The organism is Leptospira fainei serovar Hurstbridge str. BUT 6 (genome assembly GCF_000306235.2).
In the GTDB taxonomy this organism is placed as follows: Bacteria; Spirochaetota; Leptospiria; order Leptospirales; family Leptospiraceae; genus Leptospira_B; species Leptospira_B fainei.
In genome coordinates this window covers 751,188-763,987 of the sequence record NZ_AKWZ02000010.1, presented here as the reverse complement: position 1 = coordinate 763,987, position 12,800 = coordinate 751,188, and the positions used below count along the sequence as shown (strand labels likewise).

The 12,800-nt window shown below is 43.4% G+C and carries 13 protein-coding genes and 1 rRNA gene; 10 read left to right on the top strand and 4 right to left on the bottom strand.

Annotated elements, in window-relative coordinates; genetic code table 11:
* Positions 1–5: 5 nt before the first annotated feature.
* The 3 genes from LEP1GSC058_RS12710 to LEP1GSC058_RS12700 are packed head-to-tail and all read left to right on the top strand — an operon-like array spanning position 6 to position 1,539.
* Positions 6–233 (top strand): (2Fe-2S)-binding protein, encoded by a 228-nt coding sequence (locus LEP1GSC058_RS12710; RefSeq protein WP_039948366.1) that lies wholly within the window; start codon positions 6–8, stop codon positions 231–233.
* On the top strand, positions 230–883 hold the full coding sequence (locus tag LEP1GSC058_RS12705) for a RibD family protein (protein ID WP_039948365.1): 654 nt from the start codon (positions 230–232) through the stop codon (positions 881–883). The genes LEP1GSC058_RS12710 and LEP1GSC058_RS12705 overlap by 4 nt, the downstream gene beginning before the upstream one ends.
* On the top strand, positions 883–1,539 hold the full coding sequence (locus tag LEP1GSC058_RS12700) for a biosynthetic peptidoglycan transglycosylase (protein ID WP_016550610.1): 657 nt from the start codon (positions 883–885) through the stop codon (positions 1,537–1,539). The genes LEP1GSC058_RS12705 and LEP1GSC058_RS12700 overlap by 1 nt, the downstream gene beginning before the upstream one ends.
* On the opposite strand, the gene LEP1GSC058_RS12695 is transcribed toward LEP1GSC058_RS12700, so the two are convergent.
* Positions 1,536–1,931: a c-type cytochrome gene (locus tag LEP1GSC058_RS12695; RefSeq protein WP_016549896.1), complete on the bottom strand. Its 396-nt coding sequence runs from the start codon at positions 1,929–1,931 to the stop codon at positions 1,536–1,538. The genes LEP1GSC058_RS12700 and LEP1GSC058_RS12695 overlap by 4 nt on opposite strands.
* A 126-nt stretch (positions 1,932–2,057) precedes the next feature.
* Between LEP1GSC058_RS12695 and rrf the strand changes: the two genes are divergently transcribed.
* Both rrf and LEP1GSC058_RS12685 read left to right on the top strand, forming a co-directional pair.
* A 5S ribosomal RNA gene (rrf, locus tag LEP1GSC058_RS12690) occupies positions 2,058–2,174 on the top strand.
* 628 nt (positions 2,175–2,802) lie between these two features.
* Positions 2,803–3,279 (top strand): hypothetical protein, encoded by a 477-nt coding sequence (locus LEP1GSC058_RS12685; RefSeq protein WP_039948364.1) that lies wholly within the window; start codon positions 2,803–2,805, stop codon positions 3,277–3,279.
* 96 nt (positions 3,280–3,375) lie between these two features.
* Here the strand turns inward: LEP1GSC058_RS12685 and gcvP are convergent, their stop codons facing one another.
* The 3 genes from gcvP to gcvT are packed head-to-tail and all read right to left on the bottom strand — an operon-like array spanning position 3,376 to position 7,799.
* On the bottom strand, positions 3,376–6,267 hold the full coding sequence (gcvP, locus tag LEP1GSC058_RS12680) for an aminomethyl-transferring glycine dehydrogenase (protein WP_016550019.1): 2,892 nt from the start codon (positions 6,265–6,267) through the stop codon (positions 3,376–3,378).
* A gap of 8 nt (positions 6,268–6,275) precedes the next feature.
* Positions 6,276–6,668, bottom strand: coding sequence for a glycine cleavage system protein GcvH (gene gcvH, locus LEP1GSC058_RS12675; RefSeq protein WP_016551005.1), 393 nt, complete (start codon positions 6,666–6,668; stop codon positions 6,276–6,278).
* Between the two features lie 15 nt (positions 6,669–6,683).
* On the bottom strand, positions 6,684–7,799 hold the full coding sequence (gene gcvT / locus LEP1GSC058_RS12670; RefSeq protein WP_039948363.1) for a glycine cleavage system aminomethyltransferase GcvT: 1,116 nt from the start codon (positions 7,797–7,799) through the stop codon (positions 6,684–6,686).
* Between the two features lie 645 nt (positions 7,800–8,444).
* On the opposite strand from gcvT, the gene LEP1GSC058_RS12665 reads away from it, so the two are divergent.
* From LEP1GSC058_RS12665 to LEP1GSC058_RS20350, 5 genes are all read left to right on the top strand, one after another.
* The gene (locus LEP1GSC058_RS12665) at positions 8,445–9,008 is read left to right on the top strand and encodes a phage neck terminator protein (protein WP_016549460.1); all 564 of its coding nucleotides are present in this window, start codon (positions 8,445–8,447) and stop codon (positions 9,006–9,008) included.
* 3 nt (positions 9,009–9,011) lie between these two features.
* Positions 9,012–10,040 (top strand): DUF3383 family protein, encoded by a 1,029-nt coding sequence (locus LEP1GSC058_RS12660; RefSeq protein ID WP_016550423.1) that lies wholly within the window; start codon positions 9,012–9,014, stop codon positions 10,038–10,040.
* Between the two features lie 11 nt (positions 10,041–10,051).
* Positions 10,052–10,474, top strand: coding sequence for a phage structural protein (locus LEP1GSC058_RS12655; protein WP_016549697.1), 423 nt, complete (start codon positions 10,052–10,054; stop codon positions 10,472–10,474).
* Between the two features lie 14 nt (positions 10,475–10,488).
* A complete protein-coding gene (locus tag LEP1GSC058_RS12650; RefSeq protein ID WP_016551043.1) occupies positions 10,489–10,899 on the top strand; it encodes a hypothetical protein in 411 nt (136 codons plus the stop codon).
* Positions 10,900–11,066: 167 nt separating this feature from the next.
* Positions 11,067–12,800 carry an LIC12611 family phage tail protein gene (locus LEP1GSC058_RS20350; RefSeq protein WP_016550158.1) on the top strand — a complete coding sequence of 578 codons (1,734 nt, stop codon included), beginning with the start codon at positions 11,067–11,069 and terminating at the stop codon, positions 12,798–12,800.

The following is a 12,800-nucleotide window of genomic DNA, read 5'->3' as shown; positions in this document are numbered from 1 at the left end:
GGTTCATGAATTCTTCCGATTTTAATCAGATTGACTTAAATGCCTTAATGCGACCTCGCAAAGTCTGTGTTTGCAATCAGGTATCGGAAGAGGAAATAGTAAGCTCCATTCGCAGAGGCAACGATACACTCGGAAAGTTGATGCAGGACACGCTTTGCTGTACCGGATGCGGTACATGTCGAGGTAAAGTAACGAAACTACTTGCAGAAACGCTTTCAACCCGCGCCGAATGAACCTTCCATATCTATCCGTAAATATGGCAATGACTCTGGATGGAAAAGTTTCCCGCCCTGACGGAAAATGGTACGGGCTTTCTTCCAGAAATGATAAAAAGAGAATGGATGAAATCCGCGCCGTTTCCGACGGATTGATTCTAGGAAAAAATAGTTTAGTAAACGACGATCCTGTAACTCATTTACGGTACGTGGATCAAAAGGCAGAACCGCGTCCGATCTTACTCGTTCGCAACGGGACATTACCGGAAAACCGAAAAGTCTTTCAAAATTCCCAGAAGAAACCTCTCCTGTTCTGTACAAAACGCAATGAATCTATGATTCGCTCTAATCTTTCCGATCTATCTGAAATCATCGTATTAGGCGATGATGATATCGATGCGGAGAGTGTGATGCAAAAATTAAGCGATTTAGAGTTTAAGAATATTCTTTTGGAAGGAGGGCCGAGGCTTAACGATTCTTTCTTTCGAAAGAATCTTATCCAAAGAATTTACCTTACAATCGTGCCCTTCTTGATCGGTCAGTCTGGTTTGCCGTCGATAGCAGACGGGAAGTTAGCCTATCCATCGTTCGATAGCGCCCGATGGAAACTGACATCCTGCGAACGAAAAGAAGACGAAGTCTTTTTGGTGTATGATAAGCGAATATGATGATTTCTTCACATAATTCGGATTCGAATTTATATCGAAGAATAAAGCAAAGCTTCGTTCGAATAATTATTCTTCTTTTAACCGTCGGACTGATATATTTTCAAACTTTTCCGGAAAAGCAAATTTTGTTTTCAGAAAATCGGTTGGTTTATCTGCCTGAAAACTTGGAATCGGTGCTGCTGGAATCCGATTGGGTTCGATTAGACGAGCTTCCGTCCGGTAGCACTAATTATTTAGTCGAAGTCGAGGACGCAAGGTTCTATCGACACGCAGGTTATTCGCTTTCTGACATTCAGTCTTCCGTTTTGCAGGCTATAATTTTCTTCAGGAAATTGCGGGGCGCTAGCACTATCGATCAGCAATTGGCTAGAACGTTATTTTTGTCTCGGGATAAGACCTTATCGAGAAAGTTGAGAGAAATCCGAATTGCACAAAGCTTGGATTCCGAATTAGGTAAAAAAGGGATTTTAGAATACTATTTGAATTTGGTTTACTGGGGACGCGGCCTTAACGGAATTCATAAATCGTCGGAATATTATTTTAGAAAGCATCCCCGAAACTTGGAATTAAGGGAATTCAAAGCGTTGGTTCAAATATTAAAAAAACCCGATGCATATTCAAGGGAAGAAGTTCGCAGCTTAACAGAGCTTCTTTAATCGGGTAATCGTTCGATCTTATTCACTAAGGCCCATAGCTGTTCTTCACTCAATTCTTTGCCGAAAGAGGGCATGCTCCGGTTTTTTCCGTCGCGTATGGTCCTGAAAATTCCAGCTCTCATCTTGTCCCCGCCAAAGAAAAATCCCATTTTCATTCCGAATGTCCCGAACTTTCGGGGAATCGGCAGCAGGCCTTCCGGTGGTATCCCGGATGTCCCGTGACAAGCCGAGCATTTTTGCGTCCAGTAAACGTTCGCGAAGGATAGAAGCTCTTCGCTAAACATTTTCGGCTTTTTTGAAAGTTCCGGTTTCGGTTGAGATGAAAGGCAGCTAAAGAATAAAATACTCAAAACCGTCGCAGCAATTATCGAAACAATTTGAAGGAATCGCATAGATAAGTTTCGCCTCATCGACGTGCGGGCAGAAAACAATTTTCTGGTCTGATCGTTAAAATTCTAATTCTTTTCTGCAAAAATGATTCGACAAAACCGGTCGTAATTAAATACTGACCGTAGATTCTCGGTGATTATAGAGAGAGGGTCACACCCGTTCCCATCCCGAACACGGAAGTTAAGCCTCTCATCGCTGATGGTACTGCATGGTTCGCTGTGTGGGAGAGTAGGACGTCGCCGGGTTTTTGCAATTATTCATTTTATTAAAACCCGACTAAAAATGGTCGGGTTTTTTATTTCTCACCCTTTTTTTCGGTTTCGGGTACTCGGTTCATTTTACATTTTTAATATACTCCAACCTAAGCTTTAAATACGTTTATATAAATCTTTTATTTCGTTTATTATCGAATCGGTTCTTGGAATTCGAGATTTTTGTAATATTTTACTTCGTCCTTTCCTCTTATTTTCATTTCTGTTTTAGAACGTACATTCGATAATAGCTAATTTTATTCTCCTTTTTTGCTTTGTCGACTTGACTACTTCCGAAAGTGGAAGTAGAATTCGTTCCGCTTCTTAAAAGGGAACCCGAGGGAAGTGTTAGAAAAGAGATGGGATTCAATGTCTATCAAAGCGGGTTTTCAAGACGTACTATGGCGGTTGATTCCTGACTGTGTTTGGTCGGGGGGAATTCCCCTCCCGACCCACCTTTTTAAATGATACTATCTTTTGCGGCTTGAGTTGTAGAATTTTCTCCGTTTTTTAATTCGTAACTTTTTAAAATAAATATTTCCCTTAAAATAAATTTCCTAATCGCAAAATCCTCCTATGAGTTGATCCTGGGCCGACAGATTTTCTGGAGGACTCAATCTAAATGAAAAATATGCCGATTCGTGCGCTAAGATTTTTCCTTAGCCTGACACTATCTATATCGTTACTATTCGCTTTCGGCCCAGTGCGAGCCGAGTCTCAATGCCATGGTCTATCAAAAGGTCAGTGTGAAGCTGATTCAGATTGTACGTGGGTTTCCGGTTACCAGAAGCAGAGCGGCACAAATGTGGACGCTTATTGTAGGGCAAAGCCGGGTAAAGCGGGAGAAGGAAATCATTCCGATCATCATTCGAAAAAGAAAAAGGATGAAGGCGATGCGGTAAAGAAATCGGAGTCTAAAAAATCACACGAGAAAGACGACGAGGACGAGGAAAAAGATTCCAAAAAAGTTAAGAAGTCCAGAAAGGATAAGGATGAAGACGGGGACAAAGAATCCAAAAAGTCTAAGAAATCCAAGAAAGATAAGGATGGAGACGACGATAAAAAGCCAAAGAAATCCAAGAAGAAAAAAGGCGAATAATTTACCTCTTCTCCTTTATAAAAATTCCATATAAATACGAAAAGCCGGAAGAGAGTTCTTCCGGCTTTTCTTTTTCATGGACGGTTAAGAGATTCGTTAGTTTTCTAGATAGTCTTCGATCGGAAGACAAGAGCAAACTAGATTGCGGTCTCCATAAACGTTATCAATTCTACCCACGTAAGGCCAGAACTTATGTTCTTTCGTCCAGCTTGCGGGATATGCCGCTTTTTCACGAGTGTACGCGTGCTTCCAAGAATCTGATATGACCATCGCAGCAGTATGAGGAGCGTTTTTGAGAGGATTATCTTTCGGGTCGGCCTTTCCGTCCGCAATTTCTTTGATTTCGTCGTGAATCAGAATCATCGCTTCGCAGAAGCGATCCAATTCTTCCTGCGATTCGGATTCCGTCGGCTCGATCATCAACGTACCCGGAACCGGAAAAGACATTGTCGGAGCATGAAATCCATAGTCCATCAATCGCTTGGCAACGTCCTCAACTTCGATTCCCGATGTCTTCTTAAACGGACGAACATCCAAGATACATTCGTGGGCAACGAAGCCCTGCTTCCCCTTGTACAATACCGGGTAATAATTTTCTAGGCGCTTTGCTATATAGTTAGCGTTTAAAATTGCGACTTTCGTAGCATGCTCTAGTCCCTTACTGCCTAATAGGGCGATGTATACCCATGAAATCAGTACGATACTCGCGCTTCCCCACGGAGCGGCAGAAACTGCACCATGCATATTTCCTGTTCCGTTATCGATGAGTGGATGTCCGGGTAAGAAAGGAATTAAGTGTTTAGCCACACCGATCGGACCTACTCCCGGACCTCCGCCGCCATGCGGAATGCAGAACGTTTTGTGGAGATTCAAATGGCAAACATCGGCTCCGATATCGGCCGGCCTTGTGATTCCGACCTGCGCGTTCATATTCGCGCCGTCCATATACACTAGGCCGCCGTATTCATGAATGATAGAACAGATTTCCTTAATGGATTCCTCATACACGCCATGAGTAGAAGGATAGGTAATCATTAAGGCGGCTAAATCATTCGAGTGTTCCCTTGCCTTTTCCTTTAAGTCGGCCACGTCCACGTTTCCGTCGGCGTCACAAGCCACGACGACCACTTTAAATCCGGCCATTGCGGCCGAGGCCGGGTTGGTTCCATGGGCGGAAATCGGAATTAAGCAAATATTTCTATCTGCATCTCCTTTCGATAAATGATAATTTCGGATTGCTAAAAGACCTGCATATTCGCCTTGAGAACCTGCATTCGGTTGTAAGGAAATTCCGGGAAATCCTGTGACCTGAGAAAGCCAGGCTTCGAGCTGGCGGAAGATCGTTTTATATCCTTCCGTTTGTTCTGCCGGAGCAAACGGGTGCAAGGAAGAAAACTCGGGCCAGGTGACCGGAAGCATCTCGACGGTAGCATTCAATTTCATCGTACAGGATCCGAGTGGAATCATCGAAGTGGTCAACGACAGATCTCTCGATTCTAATTTGCGAATGTAGCGCAACATCTTAGTTTCAGTGTGGTATGAATGGAAAACAGGATGCGTTAAATACTCCGAAGCTCTTCGGAATTCGCTTGGAATGGATTCCTCGATCAGAGAAAGATCCAGTGAAGATCCGCCAAAGACCGATAACAAGTCCTCTAAATCCTTAATTTCAACAGTTTCATCTAGAGCGATCGCGATTTTCCCGTTTTGAAAATCTCGAAGATTAATGCCTTTATCGCGGGCGCTTTTTAGAACTGCTGCGGCCTTCGATCCGAGGTTGATCGTAATCGTATCAAAGTAAGATTTGTTTTCTATCTCGATGCCCAATTTAATCAGATTCTTGGCCAAGGTTTCCGTTAGTTTATGAATCCTTAATGCGATTTCTTTTAGACCGTTCGGGCCGTGATAAATCGCATACATCGATGAAAGGACCGCTAATAATACTTGCGCCGTGCATATATTCGAAGTGGCTTTATCTCGGCGAATATGTTGCTCTCTTGTTTGTAGAGATAACCGCAATCCCGGTTTTCCTTGACTGTCTTTCGAGACGCCTATCAAACGGCCGGGCATATTTCTTTTAAATTCGTCCTTAGTCGCAAAATATCCGGCATGCGGGCCACCGAATCCGAACGGCAAACCGAATCTTTGATTCGTTCCGACCGCTACATCCGCTCCGAATTCGCCAGGCGGTTTAAGAACGGTCAAAGACATCAGGTCGGCGGCACAGATTGTAAGAGCTCCTACATTATGCGCCAGCTCAAAAAATCGTTCGTAATTGTGAATGCTTCCATCCGTTCCCGGATATTGAACTACGACCGCAAAATAATCCTCGTTAAGTTCGGCGGTATTATGATCGCCGACGTTCACTTCGATTCCGAGTGGGAATGCACGGGTACGAATCACATCAATCGTTTGCGGATGGCAGAGTTCGGAAACGAACAGAAGTTTTGCAGTTTCCTGTTTCTTGACAGCGAACGCTAAAAAAACGGCTTCTGCAGCGGCCGTCGCTTCGTCAAGCAGGGAGGCATTCGCAATTTCTAAGCCTGTAAGATCCATGATCATTGTTTGGAAGTTTAATAGCGCTTCCAAACGTCCTTGGGAAATTTCCGCTTGATACGGAGTATAAGCGGTATACCAGCCCGGATTTTCTAGAATATTCCTTTGAATTACGTAAGGAAGGACGCTTCCGTGGTATCCGGCTCCGATATAAGAACGAAATATCTTATTCTTGGATGCGATTTCCTTTAGGTCCTCTAAGATTTTTCTTTCAGTTGAACGCTCCGGTAAATTCAAACTTTGTAATAGACGGATTCCTTCCGGAACAGATTTCGCAACCAACTCATCCAAACTCGGTAAATCGAGTAGGGAAAGCATATCCTTAGTCTGCTCTAAGTCCGGACCGACATGTCGCCGTAGGAAAGTATCCAACGGTGATAACTGATTTTCCGATTTTGTGTTTCCGGTCGGTTTCGAGGTAGCTGCGTTCATTTTCTTACCTAATCCAGTTTACTGACGAATTCTCTATAAGCTTCGGGATCTAAAAGTTTTTCGACTTCGCTGATACTAATTCCTTTTACCCGAATCATCCAAGCCCCGAAGGGGTTCGAATTTACTGCTGCAGGGTTGTTCCCGAGTGTTGAATTTATCTCGCTGACTTCTCCCGTGATCGGAGAATAAAGATCTTCCGCAGCTTTAACCGATTCGATGGTACCGAAACTATCAAACTGCTTAACGGATTTGCCGACTTTTGGCAAATCTACGTAAACGATATCTCCTAATGCTGCTTGGGCATAATCAGTAATTCCAATCAGAGCTGTTTCGCCTTCTACCTTGACCCATTCGTGTTTTTCCGTAAATCGGTATCCTGGTGGTGGGTTGGTTGCTGCCATTGAACTTTCCTTTAATTAGTTTTTTCGTATGCTTCCCGGGATGAAAGGTTGCGTGTATACAATTGCTTCTTTTGCCTGTCCGCGGATTTCAATGCGGATTTTTTGGCCGTGTTTTATCTTATTCGCGTCGATCCAAGCTAATCCCAGTCCTTTTTTTAAGGAGGGAGAAAAAGTTCCCGAGGTGGTGATGCCAATTTCGATCCCTTTTTCATCTAGGACTTTCATATTTTCTCGAGGGACGCCGGCTTCCTGCAATTCAAATGCGGTGACTTTCCGGTCGGTTCCGTTCTTTTTTTCGCCGGTAATGCGATCGTATTGAGGAAATTTTATTTCCTTCTCTTTAACGATCCAACCGATTCCGGATTGAACCGGAGTACGAGTTTCGTTTAATTCGTGGCCGTACAAAGGATATTTTGCCTCGATTCGAAGAGTATCTCTCGCTCCCAAACCGGCAGGAAGAAGCCCGAACGATTTACCGTGTTCGAGCAGATCCTTCCATAGCTTAATGCCGATTGGGATGGAGCTGTAAATTTCGAATCCGTCTTCGCCTGTGTAACCGGTACGGGAAAGAATCAATTCTTCTCCTTCAAACGGAAATAAAATAAACTTATAGTAACCTATCCCCGAAAGGTCGGCTTTCAAATACGAAGAAAGTATCGAGTCCGCTTTCGGGCCTTGTATTGCGATTTGATGCCATTGTGAACTTTGGTTATCTATCTTAATTCCGGATTTTGGGAGTTTCGAAAGGATATACTCATAGACCGCGTCCACGTTAGATGCATTGGCACATATCATATATTTACGATCATCGAATTTATAGAGAGTAATATCGTCTACTAATCCGCCGTGGTCGTTTAATATTGCATTATATTGGACCTGACCGCTTTGCATCTGAGCGACGGAATTACAAGTAAGGGATTCCAAATACTGAAGAACTTCGGACGGTTCTCCTTCTACAAAGATTTCTCCCATGTGCGAGACGTCAAAAAGTCCGGCCGCTTCTCGAGTGGCGTTATGCTCGGCAATAATTCCTGAATACTGGACCGGCATATCCCAGCCGCCGAAGGGAATCATTTTGGCACCTAATGCTCGGTGCTCCTCATGTAAGGGGGTCATTTTCCATTGGGACATAAGCGTATGCAGCCATCATTTCACCCTGGTCTGTTCGGGAAAAACCAATTTTGAAGGGTATTTTCTGTCTCATGATCTACGGTTTTGATTTCTAAATCGGACTTTTATTTGCCGAGGGCATACTGACGAAATTTGGGCGGATGAGGATGGAGATAAATAGAGGCCGATAGGGATGAAAGTATATTCATTATATTTAATATAACGAGGGTTGCGTTATTCTACGTTAATTCAGAAAAGCAAATGGTATTTACGATCCAAGAGTTTGCGGGTTTTCATAAAGGGAGGAAGAGATTTTAATTTTGAATAAAGTCCTTTTGGCAAAGAATTTCCTGTCTGCAATAGCAGCTTTAAACTGTGGCCATGCTTCAGATTTTTTATAATATAATTCTTAGTGAATCTGGCTCAAAAAATGGGCTATTGCGTTTTTTGTGCACGAAAAATAAGACAAAAAGAATATATGTGAAAAATTTTCCTTGAAGTCTTTAAAATGAATTGAATAGTCTGTAATTTCTTTGAACCACATGGCTGTTCTATTTTTGCCTTATTTTAGACGAATAAGGTGATCGTTTGTGGGATATCCTGCGCCGCACTATTACTTTTTCGCAGGCCATCTGTTATTGATTAGGTGTTCAAGGTTCGGTAATTTTGATTCCTTTAGCAGTTTTGCATACGATTTTCAATAAGATACAATTAAGCACGTCGGTGACCCTCGCCCAATTTGATCAAACAGGGCTTAAGTTTCCGTACGGCACATATCGAGTCACCTCTAGCGTATATGAATCAAGCTATCAGAATGTCGAAACTCGCGCTGCGAAAGTCGGCGATCCAACTACGGTCATTACTACTAAATTCGAACGTTACCGAGATACGATTTCTCTTAATTTTTTTTCCAATAGCAGTGTGGATGTAGCATGGCAATCCGCCGGTAAAATCATCAGTTGGTTTTCCGTAGATGATAACCGTGATTTTTGTAAGGCACAAGGGATCGTGCCTCGATTAACGAATCCTGTGATACAAGATTTCAGTTTTGTTCAGAGCCAGGGTCAGCAAGGTCAAGGTCAGGGCCAAGCAGCTTGGACTTATCAAGTAGGTTTCGATCTTCGATTCGATTATGTGAATCAATCGACAAGTGAAGTGGAAGGGATTTCAAAAATTCAAATTCAAGAACAATTCGGAAATCATAATCAAACAACGACGATAGGGGTGTAGAAAATGGCATTTATCAATGATATCGTGATCGATATCACGAGAGGAACGCAGGGTTTAGCTCAAAAATCTTTCCGGCCTCTGATTTTAAGAGCGGCCGATACGACGGCGACCGCATTAAAGAAAGTTATTATCTCGGAATTAACCGATTTAACCGCCGCAGGTTTTACCTCGTCGGACGACGTTTATAAAATGGCGGCCGCTATGTTGGCTCAATCGCCAAGCCCTGTCGACATCATGGTTGTCGTTTCGCACGATCCGATTGCGACAACCTTGGATGCGCTTCGCGATCTTGACGATAATTTCTATGCAGTTTGTATAACATCCAGGGCAAAGGCCGACCTTAATGCGGCTGGAACTTGGGCAAATGCGAATAAGAAATTCTTCTTTGGTTGTTCGTCGGATCTGACCGCTTTAAGTTCAAGAAATGTGGATCGCGAGTCCTATTTGATTCACGATAATCATCCGGAAGATTATCCGGAATGCGCTTGGGTCGGGCAGAATATTCCCAAGCAACCGGGATCGACCACATTTAAGTGGAAGAGATTGAACGGTCAGAACGCATCGACCTTTTCAAAGACCGATTTAACTACGATTCGTACTAGCAAAGGGCAAGCCCTTCAAGCATTATCGGGCGCAATTTACGTGAACGAAGGAATCGCGACTTCCGGAGAGTTTATCGACGTTATTGTGGGGCAAGATTGGGTGGAAGATCAGTTGAATACCGGTTTGCTTTCTCTCTTTTTAAATAATGATAAAGTTTCCTTGGACGATAGCGGAATTGCGCAAGTAGAAGGCGTCGTCCGCGATGTTTTAAAAAGAGCCGGGGACGCCGGAATTATCGCTAAAGCGGTATCTCCCGATGATTTGAAACTCTCGGATGACAAAGTTTATATGAACCAGGTCTTTGTTCCGACTCGTTCTCAGCTTTCCGTGAACGATAGAGCGAATCGGCAGCTTTCTGGCATCAAGTTCGTTTATTATTTGGCGGGCGCGATTCATAAAGTCAACGTGAACGGGCTCATCACTGTTTAAGGAGATAGAAAATGGCAGATAAATTCTTAGGTACTTATGATCCGAGCCAAGTAACGCTTTCGATTTCCGGAAGATTGGTTTCCGGTTTTTTTGACGGAACCTTTATCTCGATAAAGCGGACAGACAGCGAAAATTATAAGACGCATGTAGGTGCGAAAGGCGAAGTTTCTCGGACAAAGAATAACAATACCACCGGCTCGATAACTTTCACGCTGAAAGGGACCTCCCCGGACAATGCGTTCTTGGATCTGATTAAATACCAACCGTCGGCATTTCCCGTGCTTGTTAAAAATAACTCTGACGGAAAGTTCATGGCGGTCGCGAGTCAAGCCTGGATCAATACCGAACCGGATAAGGAATTCGGTTTGGAAGAAACGGGCGTCGAATGGGTTTTAATGTGCGCGGATTTAAATAAGTCGCACCTACCGAGTTAATTTAAGGAAATATAATGTCTACATATCAGGAACGAGTTTTAGTCAACGGAAACGAATACATTCTTCAGCATCCCGGAACTAAGGAATGGATTAAACTTAAATCCAAGATGTTTCGTATTACGGACGGTAATATGGATCTTTCCGTGGTTTTGGAATATTGCTTCGATCACGTAGTATTTCCTGATAAAGGAGCTCCGAAATTATCCATCGATGGTCCACTAGATGCGGACGGTCGACCCGTCCTGTTACAACGGAACGAATTGAAACAATGGATACGGGAACTGGAGGAGGTTTGGGAAATCATCCTACCACGATTTCTTAGAGGGGACTTGGAGCCCGGATTTTCCTGGCCAGAATCTAGACCAGAAAACGGTACTGCGGCTGGCGCAAATCAATCGGCTCGAGGAGTTTCGTCTAAGGCGTGAACTCGACGAAGAGATCGCAATTTGGAGGCCTGTCGTGAACGGAATTCTGACATACACGGAAGCATGCGAAATGTCTCCTCGCGATTTGGCAAAAGCTAATCTTCTTGTGGACCGGATGATGAAGGAGCAGCAGCAGGCTACAAATAAATTGCGTAGCCGGACGTAATATGGATGATACTTGGATCATAGAGATGCGAAAACTCGCGTCACAAGCAAAAAAGCTTGCCGCGGAGTTTAACGATCTAACTAAGCAAGCAAGGACCGTATCCCAGAATTTTAGAGGGTTAGCAAATGCTGCCAAACCTCTTTTATCGCAGTTCAATAATATTACGAAAAGTATAAAAACGATTCCTCAGGGTTTTAAGAAACTGGCGGATACCGCGGGACCTTTACTTACCCAGCTGAAAAATATATCCAAAAGTATTAAAACCACATCGGATAAATTCGCCTTCTTTAGTAAAACAATCGATAAGACATCGGCTAACTTAAAGCGGTCTGATTCTAAAACATCGAAAGGCGACGGAAAGAACGATGCACAAGGTAAAATCAATAGCTTCGCAAATTTTGCTAAGGATGCCTTTGGTGTTATCTCCCCCTTTTTAAAGGATTCAATAAAGATTTCTGGAGAATTAGAAAAACAGCGTGTACAGTTAAAAGAACTTGCCGGTCCCGGTTACGGACAATTGGAGAAATCTCTACGAAAAACTGCCGACCTATCTAAAAATGCATTTTCCGAAAAAGAAATGATGAACGCGAGTGCAGAGGCGTTAAAGAACGGTGCGTCCATTGAATTTATTAGTAATTCTCTAGAAACTTTTCAAAAGATTGCAGTGGTCACCGGGAAAAGTATTTCCGATCTATATTCTCTTCCAGAACATGAAAGAAAAAAGGTTTTCGAATCTTATACAAAGGATCAGAAAAAAGCTTCAGGATTGCAGGATCAATACAATCAAATGGTCCAATCCGGAATATTAGCAGAGCAGCGATTTGCTAATTCGATGGAAAAATTGCAAGGCGCTATCGGGAAAATGCTGGGCCCGCTTATAGGCCCACTCACAGATGCACTATCGTCTCTCATAAATTATTTTACTTACGGGGAAGTCGGAATAAAGCGCTTGCAAGCAATTATGATTGTCTTCCTACCGCTTGCCATTGGCGGGATGTTAGCGATGGCGGCTGCCGGTTGGTCTGCCATTTCTCCTTGGTTACCTCTCATTATTATTTTATTATCGGTAGGCGCTGTTTTGGCGGGCCTTTTCTTAGCTGTTGACGATTTTATCGGTTGGATGAAAGGAGAGAAAAGTGTAATCGGTGATTTCTTAGGGCCATTTTCGCACTTCAAAGAAACAGTTATTAACTCTTTTAAGGCAGGCATAAATTGGATAATGGACTCTTTTAATCATTTGATTAGCTTTTTTCGGGCGTACGGTCGATTAATCATTACTCTTATATTCCCGATCGCCGGTCTCTATCTGTACTTTGACGAAATTAAAGCAGCCTTCGGGCAGCTTCTATCTTGGGTTTCCGATTTGTTTAGTAAGGTATGGTCGTCATTGATTCCTGATCCGAATACGCTTCTGAATAGCATTAGCGCCGGAATCGGACTGGCTCCTTCTGAAAAGAAAGCATCCGGAGGACCAGTAACCGCCGGAAATTCCTATCTTGTCGGCGAACGGGGACCTGAAATCTTTTCTCCCGGTGCCTCAGGTAGAATTACTCCTAACGGTAGAATCGGCGGCGGTTCAACCTCAGTAGTCATTCAAAGCGTAGTCGGAACCTTAACCGTAAACGTTAGCGGATCCGCAGCGGCTGGACGCGAAATAAAAGATGCTGTCATGAGAGCGTTAGACGAGCTCTCTGAGGACGTATTACCGGCAAAATTGGGAATAACAATCAACTGA

What these genes read in the sequence shown, in the direction of transcription:
- gcvT (WP_039948363.1), bottom strand. Translation starts at nt 7,799, where the DNA reads ATGTCCCAATGGAAAATGACCCCCTTACATGAGGAGCACCGAGCATTA.
- gcvH (WP_016551005.1), bottom strand. Translation starts at nt 6,668, where the DNA reads ATGGCAGCAACCAACCCACCACCAGGATACCGATTTACGGAAAAACAC.
- LEP1GSC058_RS12655 (WP_016549697.1), top strand. Translation starts at nt 10,052, where the DNA reads ATGGCAGATAAATTCTTAGGTACTTATGATCCGAGCCAAGTAACGCTT.
- LEP1GSC058_RS12710 (WP_039948366.1), top strand. Translation starts at nt 6, where the DNA reads ATGAATTCTTCCGATTTTAATCAGATTGACTTAAATGCCTTAATGCGA.
- LEP1GSC058_RS20350 (WP_016550158.1), top strand. Translation starts at nt 11,067, where the DNA reads ATGGATGATACTTGGATCATAGAGATGCGAAAACTCGCGTCACAAGCA.
- LEP1GSC058_RS12660 (WP_016550423.1), top strand. Translation starts at nt 9,012, where the DNA reads ATGGCATTTATCAATGATATCGTGATCGATATCACGAGAGGAACGCAG.
- LEP1GSC058_RS12700 (WP_016550610.1), top strand. Translation starts at nt 883, where the DNA reads ATGATTTCTTCACATAATTCGGATTCGAATTTATATCGAAGAATAAAG.
- LEP1GSC058_RS12650 (WP_016551043.1), top strand. Translation starts at nt 10,489, where the DNA reads ATGTCTACATATCAGGAACGAGTTTTAGTCAACGGAAACGAATACATT.
- LEP1GSC058_RS12685 (WP_039948364.1), top strand. Translation starts at nt 2,803, where the DNA reads ATGAAAAATATGCCGATTCGTGCGCTAAGATTTTTCCTTAGCCTGACA.
- LEP1GSC058_RS12695 (WP_016549896.1), bottom strand. Translation starts at nt 1,931, where the DNA reads ATGCGATTCCTTCAAATTGTTTCGATAATTGCTGCGACGGTTTTGAGT.
- LEP1GSC058_RS12705 (WP_039948365.1), top strand. Translation starts at nt 230, where the DNA reads ATGAACCTTCCATATCTATCCGTAAATATGGCAATGACTCTGGATGGA.
- gcvP (WP_016550019.1), bottom strand. Translation starts at nt 6,267, where the DNA reads ATGAACGCAGCTACCTCGAAACCGACCGGAAACACAAAATCGGAAAAT.